This is a genomic window from Paenibacillus spongiae (genome assembly GCF_024734895.1).
Classification (GTDB): domain Bacteria; phylum Bacillota; class Bacilli; order Paenibacillales; family Paenibacillaceae; genus Paenibacillus_Z; species Paenibacillus_Z spongiae.
Genome location: NZ_CP091430.1, coordinates 4,494,389 through 4,515,929, shown reverse-complemented (window position 1 = coordinate 4,515,929; position 21,541 = coordinate 4,494,389). Strand labels below are relative to the sequence as shown.

Below are 21,541 nucleotides of genomic sequence, written 5' to 3'. Positions count from 1 at the left end.
GGAGGAAAGGGCAATTATGCACATGCAGAACAAATGGAAAAGAATGCTCTCATCGATTACGATACTCGCATTATTGCTAACAGGGGCAGTATCGTGGGGGCAGAAGGCGGGAGCGGAGGAGGCTTCCGCCTCGTCTTTCTCCGATGTCGCACAAACCCACTGGGCATCGAAGCACATTGCCAAGCTCGCTCTCCAAGGCATTGTGAAGGGGTACAACGGCCAATTCAAGCCGAATGACAATGTAACCCAGCAGGAAGCGATCGTCATGGCGATCCGGTTCATCGGGAAGGAAGATGAAGTCGGCAAGGCGGATTCCGACTATGTTTACCCGGCTACGTTTAAGGTCGGGGAATATTTCAAGCCTTACGTCGAACATGCGATGCGCCTTAAACTGATCGATCAAGATGAAGAATTCAAGCTCGCCGAGGCCGATCCCTCAACCGATTGGGGTACTCGCAAGGCGTCCCGTGAATGGGTTACGAAGCTGATTGTCAGAGCGATTGGCGAGCAGAAGAAAGCGGAAGAAATGGCTGGCACGCCATCATCCTTCACAGATTCCAAAGACATAGGCTCGAAATACGCAGGCTACGTCAACGCGGGCGTCTCGCTCCAACTGATTAAAGGCGTGGCCGGAAACAAGTTCGATCCGAAAGGATTCATCACGCGGGCGTCCATTGCGACGATATTCAGCCGCGCGGAAAGCATCTATCCGGTTGCCTATGCCGGACAGCTTAACGGAGTGCTGACGAGCAAGACCGAATCTTCGATCGGCTTGTACAGCGATAAGACGGACAAGACCTATACGCTGACTTCAGATTCTCTTCTGTACCGGTATGATTCGGAGAAGGCGGTCAAACTGGATGATATTGCTCTACATACCGATATTCTGCTTATCGCCGACAGCGCAGGCAAAGTACTCTACTTGGAGCAAATGGCCGATACGCAGAAGGTAGAGAAGCTGTCGGGGACGGTAGCGCGCGTTATACCTAGCTCGAATGTCGTATGGCTTGCCAAGGATAACGATCCGAATCCGATCATCATCAATTATGACAACGGGGTCGTCGTAAAAGATTCATCAGGAGCTACGATCCCGGTTGCGGATCTGTCCGTGGATAGCATGGTGGAGATTACACGGGATACATACCGGGACAAGCCTGTCATCATCTCCATAACCGTTCAATCCGCGCCTGTCAACAAGAATACCCAAGGCGTGGTAACGGCTGTTAAAGCATCACCGGCTTCGATAACGGTTGCTCTCTCGGGAACTGGTCCGACGGAGACTTACAGTGTCACCAATCCGGTCGATATTATATGGCAGGGAACGATCACGCAGGACTTGTCTCAAGTCCAAGTGGGAGATACCGTTTCGTTAGAAATCAAGGCCAGCGTTGTAACCAAAATTACGGTCCAGCAAACAACGGCTAAGACGATTCGCGGACAATTCTATTCCGCAAGCACGGACAGCAAGACGATTCAATTTGTAATCAATGGCAAATTGGAAGCGAAATTTGTGACAGATATAGTCAATGTTCAAGTTGAAGGGCTGCCCAATGCGGGACTGGCCGACTTGCTTAAGGATGACCAGCTTGAGCTGACGCTGAACGATAAAGATCAAGTGACTGCGGTCAAGGTGCTCAACCGCAAGATCGAAGTGTCGAACGGAGCCATTATCGTTAGCTATGACGCAGATTTGAAGGCGCTCATCGTCCGTGATGCGGGCACGAACAAGCTTGTGCCGGTCTACTTGACGGATAGGACGAAGATCGAGAATTATGGCGTGGCCGTCAAGCTGGAAGAGGTTGCGTCGCTGCTAACCAAAAACCGCAAGGTTTCGGTCGGGTATGCGGGCGATAAAGCCATCTTCCTGGAGTTTGTCTTTAAATACTCGGGTACGGTAACTTCGCTCAATGCAAGCTCAGGCCAGCTGTCGCTGGCGCTGACGAATGGCTCGACCTTGACGATTCCGTTGGCTCAATATGTAGCCGTCGAGATTCTGGGTAAATCAAACGCGACATTATCCGATGTCAAGGTGGGATCTGTCGTATCGGCGGTGATGCTGAATAACGAACAGGATCGAGTGAATCAAATTCAAGTGCATACGACGACCCAGCATGAGATTGTTTCGGTCGATACGTCGTCCAAGAAGGTCAGGCTGAAGAATATTGCCGATCTGTCTACCGTAGAGTTGTCCGCTTCCACATGGGAGCTGTACAACGAACTCGGCGAGAAAATCAGCATCGGCAATTTGTCCGCTGGACAAATCGCCAACTTAACCTATATTGGCACGAAGCCTGCGTCGCTGAAGCTGATTCCGTTGACGGTTGGCAGAATCGCTTCCATATCACCCGATAAAGTAAGTGTTACCACGACTAACGGCACCGTTGTCGATGTTGCTCTTGGCAGCACGTATTCGGTAGTCAAAAACGGTATTACCAGCGGAAGCGCAGCGAACCTGCAAGCAGGAGACCGTGTCGATGTACGGAAGGATACGAAGGATCAGGTTCTGATTACGGTGAACAGCGGCGTATCGAGAAAGTATTGGAAATATGACGCGGCTGCGAACGAGATTTATTTCAAACGTCTCAATATTAACGACAATGAATACAAATTCAAGCTGACCTCATCCATAAAAATATTGCAGGGTGAAACCTCTATTCCGGTATCGCAGTTGAAGGACGGCGATCAGGTTCAGGTTTATTTCTCTCAAGGTGTTCTACTTGAAATTGTCAAAGTTTCGTAACGAATCGTAAAAAAGCTGTCCGGCACTTAGCCGGAACAGCTTTTTTTTATGATTTATCGTAATGTAAGCGCTATTATGAGTTGCGCATTGTGACAATTTTCGCTACACTTTGAATCGAAAGCCCATATGGGGGAGAGAGATTGATTGAAAGCGAAGGAGAAAATGAGTCATATTTTGCGAGTCATCGGCGAGATGTTTCCGGATGCTCATTGCGAATTGATTCACGACAACCCGTTCGAGCTGACGATAGCCGTGCTGTTGTCCGCGCAATGCACCGACGAAACCGTGAACAAGGTAACGGCTACTTTGTTTAAGAAGTACCGTTCGCCAGCTGATTATTTGGCGGTTCCGCAGGAAGAGCTCGAGCAAGATATCCGGCGCATAGGACTGTTCCGCACCAAAGCGGCGAACATTCAAAAGCTGTGCCGCATACTCATTGATGAATATGAAGGCCAAATTCCACGCGCGCACGAGGAGCTTGTCAAGCTGCCCGGTGTCGGCCGCAAGACGGCCAACGTCGTCGTATCGAACGCATTCGGTGTGCCGGCCATTGCGGTTGATACGCATTTGGATCGCGTCTCGAAACGACTTGGCATCGCCAAACCGGAAGACAGCGTGCTCGAAGTAGAGAAGAAGCTAATGAAGCTCGTCCCGAGAGAGCAATGGACCGATACGCACCATCGTCTTATTTTTTTCGGGCGTTATCACTGCAAAGCTCAAAACCCCGCTTGCCCGGTCTGTCCTTTGCTCGATGTGTGCAAGGATGGCCAGAAGCGAATGAAGCCGGCGACAAGGCCGACAAGTAAAGAAAACAAAACCAAATTAAACGGTAAAGGATGATCGATCGATGAAATGCATTTCCGTATACACGAAGGATTTCGGCTTGTTCTCGGATATTTACGAAGAGGTAATGGAGGCTCCGCCTGCCGAGAATGAAGAAAAAATTATCGAAGGCGTTACGGTTAGCGGAGCGGGCGAGGTGCCGGATCAATATATTGAACGTATGCGGGTTAAGCCGGAAGTGGTTGTCATGAAAGAGAAGGAGCGGAACGTAACGATTCTGCAGCATGGCGATGTGTTCGAGATTTGTCTTCCTTCAGACGAGGCGGAATAAGCCTCATTCTTCTGCCGCAGCTGAAGGGATTGGATATGGGGAGAGAGAGAAATGAGCAATCATGTCGTTGAGAAGCAAACCATTGTTCAGACGTTCGAACATGCATGGATTGAATTGGCGAAAATTATGGCCGAGAATGGCGACCAGGATCACGCGTCCCGCCTGCACGAGCTCCGTGAGAAGCTGGCGGCAGGGAAGCTGACGGTCGCATTCTGCGGCCACTTTTCTGCGGGTAAATCGACACTCGTCAACCGGTTATGCGGAACAAATTTACTGCCGTCTAGTCCGATACCGACCAGCGCCAACATCGTCTCGATTACGAACGGACAACCGAAGGCGATTCTGACGCGTCTTAAGGATGCAGCAGCGGAGACGCTGGAGGTTCCGCTCGAGCAGCTGGACGAATACTGCGCCGATGGCGAGAATGTCCGTTCTATCCGGTTGTCTTATCCGATCCCGATGCTGGGCGATCATACGGTATTGCTCGACACGCCGGGTATCGATTCAACGGATGACGCGCATCGGATGGCTACGGAATCGGCGCTCCATCTGGCGGATGTGGTGTTCTATGTGATGGATTACAATCATGTCCAGTCCGAGATCAATTTCACGTTTGCAAAACAGCTGAAGGAGTGGGGCAAGCCGCTCTACTTGATTGTCAATCAAATTGACAAGCACCGGGAGCAGGAGCTTTCCTTCCGGGATTACCAGGCAAGCGTGGAGGAGGGTTTTGCCAATTGGCATCTGGAGCCTTCGGGGATTATCTATTTGTCGCTTCGCAACCCAGATCATCCACATACGGAATGGAACAAGCTAAAGCAGCTCCTTGCTGAGCTGGCCGAGCTTCGCGGGCCACTCTCGCTTTGCAGCGTCTATGACTCGGCGAACCACTTGATACGCGAGCATCACAAGCGGCTCGAGGAGCGGGAGGCCGCAAAGCGCGAGCAGCTGATCCAGGCTGCTGGCGGCGAAGGCCAGGCCCAGGAGATTCGGGCGGAGATCGGGATGCTGGAAGCGCGTCTTGCCGAGCTCGCTGCGGAAGGCGATAAGCTTCGCGTGCAGCTGCGGCAGGATGTGCAGAGCTTGCTGGACAATGCGAACGTGACCCCGGCCGTTACGAGAGATTTGGCTCATACGTTTCTGGAGAGCCGTAAACCGGGCTTTAAGGCGGGCTTGCTCTTCGCCGGAGCGAAGACGGCTGCGGAGCAAGCCCGGCGGCTTTCGGCATTCCGGGACGAATTTGCCGCTCAAGCCGCTGCCGGCATCGAGTGGCATCTGAACGATATGCTGCGTAAGGCTGCCGACGCGGTCGGCTGGCGCGACGAATCGCTGGAGGAAGAGCTGAAGGCTGCTCTCCACTGGGAAGTGGAAGAGCAGTGGCTGATCGATCATGTGAAGCCGGGCGCCGTGTTCGGCAACGAATACACGATGAACTACAGCCGCGAGCTTGCCGCGGATCTGAAAGGGCTGTACCGCAAGCGGGCGCAGGAGTGGATCGACAAGCTTGCGGACCGCGCTGCGGCGGCGGGCGAAGCCGCCGCAGCTCCCGTGCGCGCACGGCTTGCGGAGCTGAGCTCACAAGCCGGCGCGCTGGCGCAGCTGGCCGCGCTGGATGAGCGCGCGGCTTCGCATCGGGCGCGGCTGGCGGCGCTGATGCCGCCGGCGCCGCCGCGTCCGGCGCTGCCGAAGCCGCAGGCGGCCGGCAGCGGGTCCGCGCATAGCGCGGACGCCGGCGTCGCCGGCGCTGCTGCGGCAGAGGCAGGGCCCGCGGCCCGGCCTGCCGCAGCCGTTCGCGCCGCGGCGGCTGAGGAGCCCCCTCAGCCTCTGCAGCGGTCCGCTCGCGCGAGGCAGCGCCTGCAGCAGCCGCTGATGCGCTCGCGCAAGGCGACGCCTTGGCGCCGCAGCGGCAGGCTGCGGCGCGGCTGCGCCAAGCGGCGGACCTGCTCGCGCCCTACGAGGCGCTCGCATCGTCCGTCCGCGCGATGCGCGACAAAGCCGACCGGCTGCAGCGCAGCCGGTTCACGATCGCGCTGTTCGGCGCGTTCAGCGCGGGGAAATCCTCGCTGGCCAATGCGCTGCTCGGCGATGCGGTGCTGCCGGTGTCGCCGAATCCGACAACGGCTGCGGTCAACCGCATCGTGCCGCCGACCGATGAGCGGCCGCATGGCTCGGCATCGGTCATGATGAAGTCCAAGGAAGCGATGCTGGGTGATTTGGCCTACTCGCTTGCCCTGTTAGGCGAAGACGTAACCGGCTTCAGCGAGCCGCAGCTTCTTCAAGCGATCGGCAAGCTGTCGCCGGGCGCTGTTCATGCGGGAGGACGCCCGCATTACAGCTTCCTGAAAGCGGCGGCGAAGGGGTGGCAGGAGCACGAATCACTGCTTGGCACGAAGCTTGCGGTCGATACCGCGGAATACCGGCGTTACGTGGCGGAAGAATCGCGATCCTGCTTCGTGAGCGAGATTGAGCTGCATCACGATAACCCCCTCACCGCGCAGGGCATCGTGCTCGTCGATACGCCAGGAGCCGATTCCGTGAATGCCCGTCATACCGGCGTCGCCTTCAATTACATCAAGAACGCGGATGCGATTTTGTTCGTGACGTATTACAATCATGCATTCTCCCAAGCGGACCGTCAATTTCTGCTGCAGCTTGGCCGCGTGAAGGACCAATTCGAGCTGGATAAGATGTTCTTCATCGTTAATGCCGCTGACTTGGCTGCCAGCGATGAAGAGCTGGAAGGGGTGCTGGCGCATGTCCAGCGGAACCTCCAGCAGCATGGCATACGCTTCCCTCGGATGTTCCCGGTGTCCAGCTTGGCGGCGCTTGAGGGCAAGCAAACCTCCAGCAGCGGGCTGCTCGAGCAATCGGGCATCCGCGATTTCGAAGCCGCGTTCCTCGCCTTCACGAAGGGCGATCTGGGCAGTTTGGCTGTAGCTTCGGCGGAGCAAGAGCTTGAACGGGCGCGTCATACGATCGCAGGATGGCTCAAGGCAGCAACTGGCGATGCGGCTACCCGGGAAGCCGAGCGGTCGCTGCTGGCCGGTCGCGCCGAGGAAGCCAAGGCGGTCGCGTCCACCTTGGAGAATCTTTCGGCCAATGTACAGCTGGAGCAGGAGCTGAAGGAGCTGTTGTTCTACGTCCTGCAGCGGATTCAATTCCGCTTCGGCGATCACTACAACTTTGCTTTCAACCCTTCCACACTGGAGGATGACGGCCGCGATATGCGCAAAGCGCTGTGGACCTCCTGGCTGGATCTGCAGCGTCTGCTGCAGATCGAGCTGGCACAGGAGCTGGAGGCGACCTCGCTCCGTCTGGATAATACCCTTGCGAAGCTTGGCGCGAAGAAGTATTCCGATACGGCGGAGGAGCTTGTGAAGATATTGGAGGGCTTCACGGCTTCCGCATTCCCGTCCTTGGATATTCCTTCTCCAGAGGAGCAGCCGTCGTGGCAGGCGGAGGCTATGGAGCCAAAATGGCTGTGGAGCCGATTCAAGTCACCTCGTCATTTCTTCGAAGGGGAAGGAAAGGCCGCCATGCGCAAAGCGCTGGAAGCGGAATTGGCCGACCCGCTGCAAAGCTGGCTCGGCAGGGCGGAGCTTGCATGGAAGAGCCGTTATGCGCAGCTCTGGCAGGAAACGATGCATGCAAGCGCCTGGACGATGCAAAGCGATATCGATGCTTTCGTGAAGGGCAAACAGGACTCGCTAAGCGGCAGCGCGGATGTCGAGTCCCTGCAGCAGCTTGGAGAGGCGCTTGCGGATATTTAATCGCCGCTTGATTGTCAGATGAATGAGAAAAGCCGCAACCGGTAGTTTCCAGCTACTGGTTGCGGCTTTCTTTTTATTTCCAAAAAAATAAATCATGCAAAAACAAGGGATAAATGTGCAAAAACGGAGCAATACGCATCTATTCACGTTGATTTGCGACGATATCGGAGAATACCCCCCCACTAGCTGCCAGGATGGGTAAGAAAGCGGTTATTGCCATTTATTCGCGATTCTGCGTTGTTTGCCGAAGCGGATTGATGCTGTTAATATTCATTCATATTCATAATATAGAAGCACCGGGGAGAGGAAAGAATTGGACGTCTTTAGGCAATTGAAACCGTATTTTTGGCCGGAACGCAGAAGCTTTATTGCTTCAATCGGATTTTTGGTTATCGCGACGGCGCTGGGGCTCGTTTATCCGAACATGCTCCGGTTTCTGATCGACGATGTCATCGGTCCCGAGAAGTACGAACTTGTTCCGGCGGTGGCGCTCACTGTCGTCGGAGTCGTCATTCTGAAGGGCACGATGCAATTTTTACACGGCTTATTCGGCGGCAGACTCGGCAACCGGGTCGCCTTCCGCCTGCGGAACGCCTGCTACGAGAAGCTTCAGACACTGTCGTTTCAATACTACGACACGGCTCGTACGGGCGATCTCATGTCGCGGCTGACGGCTGATCTGGAGGGTGTGCGGAACTTCATCGGATTCGGCTTTGCGCAGCTGCTCAACATGTTTCTGATGATCGTATTCGGTGCCATCATGATGTTCTCGATCCATTGGCAGCTGACATTGGTCACCCTCGTGACGATGCCGCTGCTTGCCGTAACGGCCATCCGCTTCGAGAAACGGATTCATCCGGCCTTCCGCGAAATGCGGCTGGCCATGAGTAATCTGACCACAGCGGTACAAGAGAATATTACAGGCGTGCGCACGGTGAAGTCATTCGCGCGCGAGCCGCACGAAGTCGATAAATTTTCCATGCGCAGCGAAGCGTACAAAACGAATCAGATCGGCGCTTCGAATCTGTGGGCGCGGTTCTTCCCGGTTATGGAATTGCTGGCCAGCATCAGCGTCGTCATCCTGCTCGTCGTGGGCGGAACCCTGGTTATTAAGTCTTCGCTGACGCTTGGCTCATTGGTTGCCTTCTTCAGTATGATCTGGTACATTATCGGACCCATGTGGGGAATAGGCTTTCACATTAACAACTACACGCAGGCGAAAGCGTCGGGAGAGCGCTTGACGGAACTTCTTAACGAGTACATTCACGTCAAGGACAGCGAAGCATCCGCAGCGAAGAAGCATCCGCAGATGGAAGGCTATGTCCAGTTCAACAACGTGACGTTCAACTACGCGGACAAAACGCCTGCGGTGAGCGACCTGACCATCGATGCGCCTCCCGGATCGGTTATCGGTCTGCTCGGAGGCACCGGATCGGGCAAATCGACCGTCATCCAGCTGCTTATGCGCGCTTACAATATTAAGCAGGGCTCGATCTCGATCGATGGGATCGACATCCGCGATATGCCGATCGAAGACTTGCGTTCGCAGATTGCGATCGTCTTTCAAGAAACGTTCTTGTTCTCCTGCTCCATCCGCGATAATATCGCATACGGAGTGAGCAACGTGACGGACGAACAAATTTTTCATGCGGCTAAGCTGGCCAAGGCGCACGACTTCATCATGGAGCTGCCTGACGGATACGACACGCTTGTCGGAGAACGGGGAATGGGTCTGTCCGGCGGCCAGAAGCAGCGGATCGCGATCGCACGCGCACTTATTATCAATCCGCGGATTCTCATATTAGATGATGCGACAAGCGCCGTAGATATGGAAACCGAGCATGAAATCCAGGCCGGGTTCAAGGAAGTAATGGCCGGACGCACGACCTTCGTTATCGCCCACCGGATATCTTCGCTTCGGCATGCCGACGAAATACTGGTATTCGATAAAGGCCATGTCGTGCAGCGCGGCAAGCATGAAGCGTTGATTCAAGTTCCGGGTCCATATCAGGACACGTACAATATTCAATATGCCGATCGGCCGGACCGGACAGCCGATGCGGCGAAGTTGGAAAGAAGGGTCGCACAGTGAGTGAGCAGCAATCAGCTCGTAACGACAAGCGCGAGCGGTTTATTTATAAGGATGACGACGTAATCGAGAAACCGTTTAACTGGGCGCAGCTCGCCAGACTATTCACGTACATGAAGCCATACAGCAAGCAAATGATTCCGATCGTTCTCGTTATGATGGTGCTTGGCACGGCCACAAGGCTTGCCATTCCGGCCCTAATCATATTGGCGATCGACGAAGCCATTGCGCCCAAAGTAGGCGAACCGAGCCTGAGCAAGCTCTATATGTACGCAGGACTCATGATTGCTCTCTATATTATTCAATGGGCGGCCAACACGTTCCGTATCAAGTATACGAACCTCATCGGACAGCGCGTCATCTATGACCTGCGGAAAGACTTGTTCCGCCATATTCAGAAGCTGTCGTTCCGGTTCTTCGATAAACGCCCTGCGGGCTCCGTGCTCGTCCGCGTCACGAACGACGTAAACGCGCTGCAGGACTTGTTTACGAACGGGGTCGTCAACCTGCTGATGGACTGCGTACAGCTGGTCGGTATCGTGGTCATCCTGCTTCTATGGAACTTTAAGCTCGGTCTTGCGATTATGGTGACCGTTCCGCTTATGTTCGTCGTCTCGACGGCGCTTCGCAAACGGATCCGATTCGCGTGGCAGGATGTCCGGATGAAGCAGTCCCGCATCAATGCCCACTTGAACGAATCGATCCAAGGCATGCGGGTAACCCAGGCCTATACGCAGGAGAAAGCGAATTTCAAATTCTTCAATCACGTAAACAACATCAACATTAAGGCATGGAACCGGGCTTCCGCCATGAACCAAGCGTTCGGCCCGATTATTGAAGTCACGTCGGCGATCGGGACACTCATTCTGTTCTGGTACGGCTCGCATCTCATCCAGACCGGCGCCATCACAGTCGGCTTGCTGGTCGGCTTCGCGAACTATATCGGGAACTTCTGGGATCCGATCAACCGGCTGGGTCAAATGTACGCACAGCTGTTAATTGCAATGGCTTCCTCCGAGCGGATCTTCGAATTTATCGATGAGAAGCCGACGGTAGCCGAGCTGCCGGACGCCCGTCCGCTGCCGGCGATTCGCGGCGATGTATCCTTCGAGAATCTCGTCTTCGAGTATGAGAAGGGACGCCCGGCATTGAAAGGAATCAACTTGAATGTCAAAGCCGGGCAAACGATTGCGCTTGTCGGCCATACAGGCTCGGGCAAGAGTACGATTATGAACCTGCTGTGCCGCTTCTATGATCCGGTACAAGGGGCCGTCAAGATTGACGGAATCGATATTCGCAGCGTTACGCTGGATAGCGTCCGTTCCCAGGTCGGAGTCGTCCTCCAGGACACCTTTATCTTCTCCGGTTCGATTCGCGACAATATCCGCTTCGGCCGGCTGGATGCGACGGACGATGATGTCGTGCAAGCGGCCAAAGCCGTCGATGCCCACGATTTCATTATGGATCTGCCCGATGGCTACGATACGCAGGTGCAGGAGCGCGGCAGCGTGCTCTCGATGGGACAACGGCAGCTCTTGTCGTTCGCACGGGCACTGATCGCCGACCCGCGGGTATTGATTCTCGACGAGGCGACGGCCAGCATCGATACCGAGACGGAGCTCAAGATCCAAGAGGCGCTCAAGAAGCTCTTAATGGGACGGACATCGTTTATTGTGGCGCACCGTTTGTCCACGATCCGCAATGCGGATCGGATTGTCGTGCTTGATCACGGCTCGATCGTGGAGCAAGGAACGCATGACGAGCTCATTCGCCACAAAGGCACGTATAACGGCTTGATTGAAGCGCAATATCGCTTTTTGACGGCATAATTGAACAATATGGATTGATTTTTAGAGGAAGAACCTCCACAATGGAAGAAAAACGAAACGATCGGATACGAAGCGTCCCATTTGCTTCTCCGATTAACCGGTTTTCGTCCCAGGAGGTTCTTTTTTTCATGGAAGTATTGTCAAACACGAATAAGGTACGCAGAATGATGCTCCTCGGCTCCGGCGAGCTTGGCAAGGAAGTCGTCATCGAGGCGCAGCGTCTCGGGGTCGAGACGATCGCCGTGGACCGTTACGAGGGTGCTCCAGCGATGCAGGTGGCGCACAGGTCTTATGTCATCGATATGCTGGATGCGGCTGCATTGCGAGACTTGATCTTGACCGAGCGGCCCGATCTGATCGTTCCGGAGATTGAGGCCATCGCGACCGATGCGCTAGTCGAGCTGGAACAGGAAGGCTATCATGTCGTTCCGACGGCCCGCGCCGCGAAGCTGACCATGGATCGCGAAGGTATCCGCCGCCTTGCGGCTGAGACGCTGGGTCTGCCCACGGCGCCTTACCGGTTCGCCGATTCGCTCGAGGAGCTGGGCGCCGCGGTAGCGGAGCTCGGTACGCCTTGCGTCATTAAACCTATTATGAGCTCGTCTGGCAAAGGCCAGAGCGTCTGCCGCTCCGAAGCGGAGATTGAATCCTGCTGGCAGTATGCCATGGATGGCGGCCGGGCGAAGAAACAGCGGGTAATCGTCGAAGGGTTCATTTCCTTCGAATCCGAAATTACGCTGCTAACCGTCCGTTCCGTATCGGGTACGACCTTCTGCGCTCCTATAGGACATGTACAGAAGGATGGCGATTATATCGAATCATGGCAGCCGCATGAGATGACGGAGAAGCAAATTCAACAGGCTGAAGCGATTGCGAGCGCCGTTACGGGCGAGCTAGGCGGATACGGCATATACGGCGTTGAACTATTCCTGACGGCGGATGGCGTTCTATTCAGCGAAGTGTCGCCAAGACCGCATGATACGGGCATGGTAACAATGGTCACGCAGGATTTGTCCGAGTTTGCCCTTCATGCAAGGGCTATTCTGGGATATCCGATTCCCTCGGTTCGCCAGATCGCCCCAGGTGCCTCGCATACGCTCAAAGCAGACCGCGAAGCCGAGCAATTCCGGATCGAAGGGCTGGAGGAGGCGCTATCGCTTCCGAATACACAGGTGAGAGTTTTCGGTAAACCGGCGACGAAGCCGGGACGCCGAATGGCCGTTGCCCTTAGCACGGCCGAAGACACCGAGCAAGCGCGGGAGCTGGCCAGACGGGCTGCCGAATCGCTTGCGATCGTTTACGAATAGACAAGCAACAGCCGGACCGACGTGTCGGAACTGAGCCTGCCAAGCGGCAGGCCTTTTCCCTTCTGGTCCGGTTTTTCTTTTGGGCGGTTGCAGGGAGGATTTGCATATTTTATTCCAAAGCATTATTTTAAGTACAGATGAACGTTGCAGCATCATGATAATGAGGCAAAAATGAACATGGAAATCCATTCGATTCGACTTCGGAAGGAGAGAGTACCATCGCGATGAAGGAAGTACCATCCGGCAAGCTGTGGAGAACAATCGGCATCACGGCCGTTGCGGCAACGCTGCTCATGCTGACAGGCTTCGGATATGCCGTGAAGGACATGCTGTGGCCTCAAGGAGAGACTTATATCGGCGAGTCGCCCGCAGCGCCGCCCCCGGAGACCGGCAAGCTGTCTGCGAGCAGTGAAATCCACGTAACCGCTATCGGCGATTCCTTGACGAAAGGCACGGGAGACGCCACAGGCGAAGGCTATGTCAAGCAGGTTATGGCGCTGCTCAGAGAAAAGTGGGACAAGCCGGTCAGCATGACGAACAATCTGGCTGTGAACGGGATGCGTGCCGATCGCCTGGCCGAGCTGTTGCGCAGTGACAAAGGCTACGAACACGCCATCTCGCAATCCAATCTGATCCTGTTCTCGATCGGCGGGAACGATCTGTTTCATCTGGCTACCGGCACGAGCGCGAGCGAAGCGACAGGCGAGGTCGATTTGGATCAGCTGAAGGCGCAGCTGCCAAGCGGAATCGAACGGTTCAAAGCGGTTATTGAGCGCATTCATGAGATCAATCCTGACGCACATGTCGTTTACATGGGACTGTATAATCCTTTCTATGATATCGAGGAGCTCCGTGATGGGAGCTTGACGATCCAGCAGTGGAATCAAGAGGCGTATGCGATCATGCATCAATATCCAAATATGACGCTAGTCCCGACCTTTGATCTATTCGAGAATACGATCGGCACTTACATGTCATCCGATCACTTTCATCCGAATCATGACGGCTATGCCCAAATTGCCGCCCGCATCGTCCAATCGCTGGATTAGCGGCGTTTTCGTTAGCGGGTCGCGAAGAATGAATCTCCAAGGAGGTTAGCAGATTATGGCCATCCTATCTGCGTCAGAGAGAGCTTCCGGTCGGGAATCTTCCGACCAGGATTTGATGCCTGCCGAGACGGTGCTGAACGTTCGGGGGCTCAAGAAAAAAATCCGGGGGAAGCCGATTATTCACGATGTTTCCTTCGATGTCCGCGCAGGCGAAATATTCGGCTTTCTCGGCCCGAACGGATCGGGCAAGACGACAACCATCCGCATGCTCGTCGACCTGATCAAACCGACCGCAGGCGAAATCACGATATGCGGTTACGATGTAAATCGCGATCCCGAGCAGGCGCTTCGCCATATTGGCTGTATCGTGGAGAATCCTGAGGTCTATACTTATATGACGGGGTGGGAGAATCTCGAACACTTTGCACGGATGCAGCGGGATATCGGGTCGGAACGCATACGCGAAGTGGTGGACATCGTCCGGCTGGAACAGCGTATTCACGATAAAGTCAAGACCTATTCGCTTGGTATGCGCCAGCGCCTGGGGATTGCGCAGGCGCTGCTCGGGCGTCCGAAGCTGCTCATCCTGGACGAGCCGACGAACGGCCTCGATCCGAAAGGGATCAAGGAGCTCCGGGAGTTTATTCGCATGCTCGCCAATGAAGGAATGAGCTTGTTTATTTCGAGCCATCTGCTCAGTGAAATTCAACTGATGTGCGACCGCGTCGCCATTATTAGCAGCGGACGCGTATTGGCTGTCGGGACGGTGGACGAGCTGGTCGAACAAGCCGGAAGCTATGTGGTATGGCAGTTCGATCAGCCGGAGGAGGGACGCATGCTGCTTGCCGGAGAGGCGGACGTACGATTGATCGAATCCGATGAGCATCGGATCGACGAAGGCTTGCTGGCCAATCTCGATCATCCTTTTATCACTATGATGCCTGCGGAACGGATTCCGGTACTCGTTGAGAAGGCGGTTCGGGCTAATATCGGGGTACTGTCCGTTCAACGTATAGCGCCGACGCTTGAAGAGCTATTTCTAAAGATGACGGAGGGGGAAAGCATTGGATAGACTGCTGCCGCTCATTCAGAACGAGACGCTCAAGATCTGGAAGAAAAAACGGTTCTACGTCGTAATTCTGGTCCTGCTCGTACTTATTCCGATCTTCACCTATGCACAGATGAAAATTGCGGAGAACAACCAGAAGAACTTTAAAGATTGGCGCAACCAGACGATGCAGCAGATCAGCGACTACCAGAATGCGCTGTCCAGCGAACGGATCCCGGAGGAGTGGAAACGATTTCGCCGAATCGCGGTACAGCAGCTGCAATATTATCTCGATCATGACGTAAATCCAAGATCGCCCGACGGCGTATCGTTTACACGCGGCTTCATGGCGAATTCGGTCACGTTATTCTATCCGCTGCTGGTGCTGGCGATTGCTTCGGACCTTGTATCCGGCGAACGCTCATCCGGAACGATCAAGATGCTGCTGACCCGGCCTGTCCGAAGATGGAAAATATTATTCAGCAAATTGGTTGCTCTTACGCTCTATGTATCTTTAATAGTTGTGGCCAGCGGAATTCTTTGCTATCTTATATCAGGCGCCATCTTCGGTTATGGAGGATGGACGATGCCGGTCTTCACCGGATTCGTCATCAACGGTTCAGATGTGGACAGCGCTTCTGTTCATGCCGTTCCGCAGTGGTTATATGTATTAATGCAAGCGGGCCTCATATGGTTTTCCTCGATGACTGTCGCTGTTCTCGCTTTGATGGTTTCCGTGCTCGTCCGAAGCACGGCGGCGAGCATCGTAACGATGATGGCAGCTGTCATTGCAGGTACGATTCTGGCGAATATGTCCTCGTCCTGGACAAGCGCCAAATATGTGTTTGCGGTCAATATCGATCTCACCGGTTATCTGGCCGGCTCGCCGCCGCCGATTGAGGGCATGACGCTGCTGTTTTCGCTTATAACCTTGGGGGTTTGGGCGGCTATGGCGCTGATCGTTTCATTCGTTGTCTTTACGAAACAGGACATCTTGAATTAAAATAGCTTGAAGTGACGCATAAGAGCGGCAGATCTGACAGCATGGATTTTTCCGCAAGGGAGCACGAAAGCGCAATTGTCGTGTATAATGGACGGACGGCTTGCGAGAGGACCCGTGCTGGAAGAATAGATAGGGGGACGTGTATGACTGAGCAGTTAGATGTGTTTGCGGGGGATTCTTCTTCGGCTGTCAATCGCAGCTATGATGAGGGCGACATACAAGTGCTGGAGGGTTTGACCGCAGTCCGTAAACGGCCCGGGATGTATATTGGCAGTACGAGCAGCTCGGGACTGCATCATCTCGTCTGGGAAATTGTCGACAATGCAGTCGACGAGCATTTGGCCAAGTTTTGCAACGCGATCGACGTGATCATCCATAAGGATGGCTCGGTTTCGGTTCAGGATAACGGCCGGGGAATTCCGACAGGGATTCATAAGACCGGTATTCCGACGCCGCAGGTCGTCTTCACGATTCTGCATGCGGGCGGAAAGTTCGGCGGCGGCGGATACAAGAAATCCGGCGGCTTGCATGGTGTCGGCGCTTCGGTAACGAACGCGCTGTCCGAGTGGCTGGAGGTCGAAATATACCGGGACGGCAAGATACATAAACAGCGGTTTGAATATTGGGTGGACAAGGATGGCAAGGAGCATGTCGGAGAGCCTGTTACGGGTCTGGGAGTGACAGGCAATACGAACCGGACCGGCACGAAGGTCACCTTCAAGCCGGATGCGCGCGTGTTCCACGGCAACATCGCCATTAACTATGAGACGCTATCCGAGCGTCTCCAGGAAATCGCCTTCTTGAATTCCGGTCTGAAGGTGATGGTGAAGGATGAGCGTGCAGGGAAGCAGGATATCTTTCATTACGACGGCGGGGCGAGTCAATTCGTCCAATTCCTGAACGAAGAGAAAACGGTTCTCCATGACGTGATCCATTTCATGACCGAACGCGAAGACATCGATGTGGAAGTGGCGCTGCAGTACAACGACGGCTACACGGAAACACTGGCGTCTTTCGTGAACTCCATCCCGACGCGAGGCGGAGGGACGCATGAAACGGGCTTCAAGACGGCTTACACCCGCGCCATGAATGATTATGCACGCAAGACAGCCATGCTGAAGGAGAAAGACAAGAATCTGGACGGCAATGATTTGCGTGAAGGCATGATGGCCGTCATCAATGTGAAGATGGCCGAAGTCGAATTCGTCGGGCAGACGAAGGATCAGCTCGGCAGCGCCAGCGCGAGAAGCGCGGTGGACGCGGTCGTGTCCGAGAAGATGCAGGTGTTCCTGGAGGAGAATCCCCAGGTTGCGCAGATGCTCTTGAAGAAAGCAATCCAAGCTTCGAAGGCGCGCGAAGCGGCGCGCAAGGCGCGGGAAGAAATCCGCAGCGGCAAGAAGAAGAGCGAGAGCTCCAACCTCGGCGGCAAGCTGACGCCCGCGCAATCCAAGGATTATACGCGCACCGAGCTGTTCATCGTCGAAGGAGACTCTGCGGGCGGCTCGGCCAAGCAGGGGCGCGATTCCAAATATCAGGCGATTCTGCCGCTGAAGGGGAAACCGATGAACCCCGAGAAGGCGAAGCTGATCGATATTCTTAAGAACGACGAATACAAGGCAATCATCACGGCTATAGGCTCCGGGATCGGACCTGAGTTTGATGAGGAATCTTGCAACTATAGCAAAATCATTATTATGACCGATGCCGATACCGACGGCGCGCATATCCAAGTTCTGCTCCTGACGTTCTTCTACCGGTATATGAAACCGCTCATCGATTCCGGACGCGTCTATATCGCTCAACCGCCGTTATATAAGATTACCCGCAAATCGGGCAAGCTGGAGACGGTCCGATATGCATGGACGGATGAGCAGCTTCAAAGCTATTTGAAGGAATTCGGCAAGCAGTTCGAATTGCAGCGCTACAAGGGCTTGGGCGAGATGAATCCCGATCAGCTGTGGGAAACGACCATGAACCCGGAATCGCGCACGCTGCTGCAGGTGCAGATCGAAGATGCCGCGAAGGCCGAAAGACGCGTATCCACGCTGATGGGCGACAAGGTCGATCCACGCAAACGGTGGATCGTCGAGAATGTCGACTTTACCGAATTTGAGGAATAGGAGCAGATAAGCATGAGTATCCTGGAACAGTTTCTGCCGGCGTTTCTGGAGGAGGTCGTAGGGGACCGCTTCGGACGCTATTCCAAATATATCATTCAGGAACGCGCTATTCCTGACGTTCGCGACGGCTTGAAGCCCGTACAACGGCGTATTCTTTACTCTATGTACGATGCGGGCAATACGCCGGACAAGCCTTACCGCAAATCGGCCAAGACGGTCGGCGACGTTATGGGCAACTATCATCCGCACGGCGACTCTTCGATCTATGAAGGCATGGTGAGGATGGCGCAGCCATGGAAGATGGGGCATGTGCTCGTGGACGGGCATGGCAACTGGGGCTCGCAGGATGACGACCCGGCGGCGGCTATGCGTTACACGGAGGCGCGGCTATCCCCCATTGCCATGGAGCTGCTCCGCGATATCGAGAAACGGACCGTTCTGTTTAAAGATAATTTCGATAACACGACTAAAGAGCCGGTCGTCCTGCCATCGCGATTCCCGAACTTGCTGGTAAACGGGGTCACTGGCATCTCGGCCGGCTTTGCAACGGAAATTCCGACTCACAATTTGCGGGAGGTCATTAACGCCTGCATCGCGTCCATGGACAAACCCGACATCAGCATCGAAGAGCTCATGACGATTGTCAAGGGACCGGATTTCCCGACAGGCGGCTTGATCATGGGCGAAGAAGGAATCCGCGAAGCGTATGAAACGGGCAGGGGCCGCATCTATATTCGCTCCAAAGCCGCGATCGAGGATTTAAAGGGCGGACGCCAACAAATCGTCATTACGGAGATTCCGTACCAGGTTGTCAAATCGCGGCTAGTTACCGTAATGGAGAACATCCGGATTGAGAAGAAGGTCGATGGCATCTCGGAGGTAAGGGACGAGAGCGGGCGCAACGGACTGCGGATCGTTGTCGAGCTGAAGAAGGATGCAGACGCCAAGGGCGTTCTGGCATTCCTGCTGAAGAAGACGGATCTGCAGGTTACGTACAACTTCAACATGGTGGCAATCGTCAACAAGACGCCGAAACAGCTCGGCTTGCGCGAGATTCTGCAGGCTTACATCGCCCACCAGAAGGAAGTAGTCACCTATCGTACCCGATATGAGCTGGAGAAGGCGGAGGACCGCGCTCATGTACTGGAAGGCTTGGTTAAAGCGCTGAACATTCTGGACGAGATCATCGCTGCGATCAAGGCATCGAAGAATCGCCAGGATGCACAGAACAATCTCGTGCAAAAATTCGGGTTCACCGAACGCCAGGCCGAGGCGATACTTACGCTCCAGCTATACAGGCTTACGAACCTGGAAATCACTTCTTTGGAAAAAGAATTGAAAGAAACGCAGAAGCGGATTGCATATTACCGCTCCATACTTGACAGCGAGAAGAAGCTGATCAGCGTGATCAAGGGCGAGCTTGTGGAAATCCGCGATAAATACGGCATCGACCGGCGCTCGGATATTCAGGGCGAGGTTGAAGAGCTCAAGGTCAATCTGGAAGTGATGGTACCGGCGGAAGAGGTCTTCGTAACGCTCAGCCACGAGGGGTATATCAAGCGGACCTCCAAGCTGTCCTTCGTCCGCTCGGGCGGCGAGCTGGAGAGCGCCGGGGTTAAGGAAGGCGACGTTATTCGCACCATGCTCGACGTGAACACAATCGACCAGCTGCTATTATTCACGCGCAAAGGGCAGTACTTTCAGCTTCCCGTCCATCAGATCCCGGAGTTCAAGTGGAAGGACACGGGAACGGCTGTCGTGAACGTCGTGACGATGCCGAAGGACGATTCGATCGTCAGCGTTATACCGGTGAAGGACTTCGAAGAAGCAAACCGTACGCTGGTTTTCGTTACGAAGCGGGGACAAGTGAAGCGGACGGAGCTCAAAGAATACAAATCGTCGCGTTCAACGGCAATCGCCGCGGTTAAGGTTACCGATGGCGATGAAGTGCTGCGGGTCGCCGTCAGCGAGGGCAATATGGAGATGCTGTTAGTTACCAAGCTGGGTATGAGCATCCGCTTCCAGGAGAGTGAAGTCAATCCGATGGGACGCGTTGCAGCCGGTGTACGCGGCATTCAGCTGAAGCCAGATGACGAGGTCATAGCGGCCGAGTGGGTTTCCGGGGACGAAGGGGAAGTACTTGTCCTCACCGAAATTGGCTTTGCCAAACGCTCGCTCTTGCTTGATTATCCCGTCCAGGGCCGTGGAGGCAAAGGCATTCAGACGTTTGAATTCAAGGAAGGCAAGCGTGTAAGGCCGAACGGCGAACGGCTTGTTAGTGCGTTCCACTGCAAGGAAGAGCGGGAGCTGATGCTGCTCACATCGTCGGGAGCCCAATTGACGTTCTCGACCGAGAAAGCCCCAATCGACGATCGCAAATCAACCGGTAAGGCGGTTGTCGCAGTCGATAAGAAAGACGTCATCGAAACGGCTTTCACACGTGTGACGAATTAATCGAACGGCTGTTGAGGCGGCGTATGCCGTTCTACCAGCTGCAGCATAAGCTCAAGCACGACCCACAATGGAGCCGGTTCATCGAGCCGATCGAGCCATTGTGGGTCTGCTGCTATTCCGGCGTCTTCCAGCTTTTGCAGCAGGATTCGCTTGCGGTCCTCCATCGTCCTCGCCCTCCTTTCAGGTCTTATCATTCGAGCAGGTCTAGCAGCCTGTAACGTTATTCTATGTCTAACTCTGTCAAATGGTTCTCTATTTGCGCGATTAATCGAACATAATATTAACTGCGTTAATCTTTTATTCGACATTCGTGATTGCTATAATAGAGATAAGAGATATAATTGACAGGAAGCAGGTGTTGAGAATGGTATCTGTGGAATTTGCCCGATTGTGGATGAAGTTGACTAAAGAATGGAAGATGCATCTGGAGGAAGCGCTTGCGCCGACGTTGACGGAAGGTCAGCTGCATGTCCTGGAGCTGCTGCTGCAGCATCAGCCGATGAAGCCTTCGGATCTGCTTGCCTATTTATCGACAACGCCGGCAGCGATTACGACGCTGCTTGACCGGATGGAACGCGGAGGCTTGGTTCTCAGAAGCAGAGATGACAACGACCGCAGAGTCGTGTGGGTCAGTCTGACCGAGCTTGGACAAGCCGAGGCCAAACGCGGTATGGAGCTGAGGGATGCGTACGTCAGCGAAGCGCTTGACCGGATTTCTTCGCATAATCAGCAGCTGCTCGTTTATTTGCTCGGCAAAGTGGCGAATTAACTGGCGAAGGTCTGGTTATGTAAACGCCGATTTTCGGTCTTACAGCCGTAGATTGGTTGGTGCTGCGCCAGTTTCCGGCGCTGTAAGTCCCAAAAACGGACTCACGCCTCGCTTGCAATCTCAATGTGGCGCTGTAACGCCGTTTTTCGGTCTTACAGCCGTTGATCATTAGCGTACCACCGCTCTATGCTCAGCCTTTAGATAGTCAATGATATACGAAGGGCTGCCCATCCGTCATCGAAGATGACG

Annotated in this window: 15 protein-coding genes; 14 read left to right on the top strand and 1 reads right to left on the bottom strand. The window is 54.6% G+C overall.

The genetic code is table 11. The features are described from left to right. The first annotated feature begins 16 nt into the window (after positions 1 to 16). The 13 genes from L1F29_RS20430 (at position 17) to gyrA (ending at position 20,523) form a co-directional block, all read left to right on the top strand. A complete protein-coding gene (locus L1F29_RS20430) occupies positions 17 to 2,740 on the top strand; it encodes an S-layer homology domain-containing protein (RefSeq protein ID WP_258383895.1) in 2,724 nt (907 codons plus the stop codon). 162 nt (positions 2,741 to 2,902) lie between these two features. Continuing rightward, positions 2,903 to 3,580 carry an endonuclease III gene (gene nth, locus L1F29_RS20425; protein ID WP_258389754.1) on the top strand — a complete coding sequence of 226 codons (678 nt, stop codon included), beginning with the start codon at positions 2,903 to 2,905 and terminating at the stop codon, positions 3,578 to 3,580. A gap of 7 nt (positions 3,581 to 3,587) precedes the next feature. Next, positions 3,588 to 3,854, top strand: a complete 267-nt coding sequence (locus tag L1F29_RS20420) for an NAD/NADP transhydrogenase alpha subunit (RefSeq protein ID WP_258383894.1) — start codon at positions 3,588 to 3,590, stop codon at positions 3,852 to 3,854. Positions 3,855 to 3,905: 51 nt separating this feature from the next. Further along, positions 3,906 to 6,038 carry a dynamin family protein gene (locus tag L1F29_RS20415; protein WP_258383893.1) on the top strand — a complete coding sequence of 711 codons (2,133 nt, stop codon included), beginning with the start codon at positions 3,906 to 3,908 and terminating at the stop codon, positions 6,036 to 6,038. Then, on the top strand, positions 5,930 to 7,624 hold the full coding sequence (locus tag L1F29_RS20410; RefSeq protein ID WP_258389753.1) for a dynamin family protein: 1,695 nt from the start codon (positions 5,930 to 5,932) through the stop codon (positions 7,622 to 7,624). The genes L1F29_RS20415 and L1F29_RS20410 overlap by 109 nt, the downstream gene beginning before the upstream one ends. 313 nt (positions 7,625 to 7,937) lie before the next feature. Then, positions 7,938 to 9,716 (top strand): ABC transporter ATP-binding protein, encoded by a 1,779-nt coding sequence (locus L1F29_RS20405; RefSeq protein WP_258383892.1) that lies wholly within the window; start codon positions 7,938 to 7,940, stop codon positions 9,714 to 9,716. Next, on the top strand, positions 9,713 to 11,542 hold the full coding sequence (locus L1F29_RS20400; protein WP_258383891.1) for an ABC transporter ATP-binding protein: 1,830 nt from the start codon (positions 9,713 to 9,715) through the stop codon (positions 11,540 to 11,542). Before L1F29_RS20405 ends, L1F29_RS20400 begins: the two co-directional genes overlap by 4 nt. Before the next feature lie 128 nt (positions 11,543 to 11,670). Then, a complete protein-coding gene (gene purT, locus L1F29_RS20395; RefSeq protein WP_258383890.1) occupies positions 11,671 to 12,849 on the top strand; it encodes a formate-dependent phosphoribosylglycinamide formyltransferase in 1,179 nt (392 codons plus the stop codon). Positions 12,850 to 13,073: 224 nt separating this feature from the next. Continuing rightward, positions 13,074 to 13,898, top strand: a complete 825-nt coding sequence (locus L1F29_RS20390) for a GDSL-type esterase/lipase family protein (protein WP_258383889.1) — start codon at positions 13,074 to 13,076, stop codon at positions 13,896 to 13,898. Positions 13,899 to 14,013: 115 nt separating this feature from the next. Further along, entirely contained in the window at positions 14,014 to 14,970 is a 957-nt protein-coding gene (locus tag L1F29_RS20385; protein WP_258389752.1) for an ABC transporter ATP-binding protein, read from the top strand. After that, positions 14,963 to 15,949 (top strand): ABC transporter permease, encoded by a 987-nt coding sequence (locus L1F29_RS20380; RefSeq protein WP_258383888.1) that lies wholly within the window; start codon positions 14,963 to 14,965, stop codon positions 15,947 to 15,949. The genes L1F29_RS20385 and L1F29_RS20380 overlap by 8 nt, the downstream gene beginning before the upstream one ends. A 143-nt stretch (positions 15,950 to 16,092) precedes the next feature. Further along, complete coding sequence (gene parE, locus L1F29_RS20375) at positions 16,093 to 18,069, top strand: DNA topoisomerase IV subunit B (RefSeq protein WP_258383887.1); 1,977 nt, start codon at positions 16,093 to 16,095, stop codon at positions 18,067 to 18,069. A 12-nt stretch (positions 18,070 to 18,081) separates the two neighbouring features. After that, complete coding sequence (gene gyrA / locus L1F29_RS20370) at positions 18,082 to 20,523, top strand: DNA gyrase subunit A (RefSeq protein WP_258383886.1); 2,442 nt, start codon at positions 18,082 to 18,084, stop codon at positions 20,521 to 20,523. On the opposite strand, the gene L1F29_RS20365 is transcribed toward gyrA, so the two are convergent. Further along, positions 20,520 to 20,687, bottom strand: coding sequence for a hypothetical protein (locus L1F29_RS20365; RefSeq protein ID WP_258383885.1), 168 nt, complete (start codon positions 20,685 to 20,687; stop codon positions 20,520 to 20,522). The genes gyrA and L1F29_RS20365 overlap by 4 nt on opposite strands. A gap of 200 nt (positions 20,688 to 20,887) precedes the next feature. Between L1F29_RS20365 and L1F29_RS20360 the strand changes: the two genes are divergently transcribed. Further along, entirely contained in the window at positions 20,888 to 21,292 is a 405-nt protein-coding gene (locus L1F29_RS20360) for a MarR family winged helix-turn-helix transcriptional regulator (RefSeq protein WP_258383884.1), read from the top strand. Positions 21,293 to 21,541: the final 249 nt, after the last annotated feature.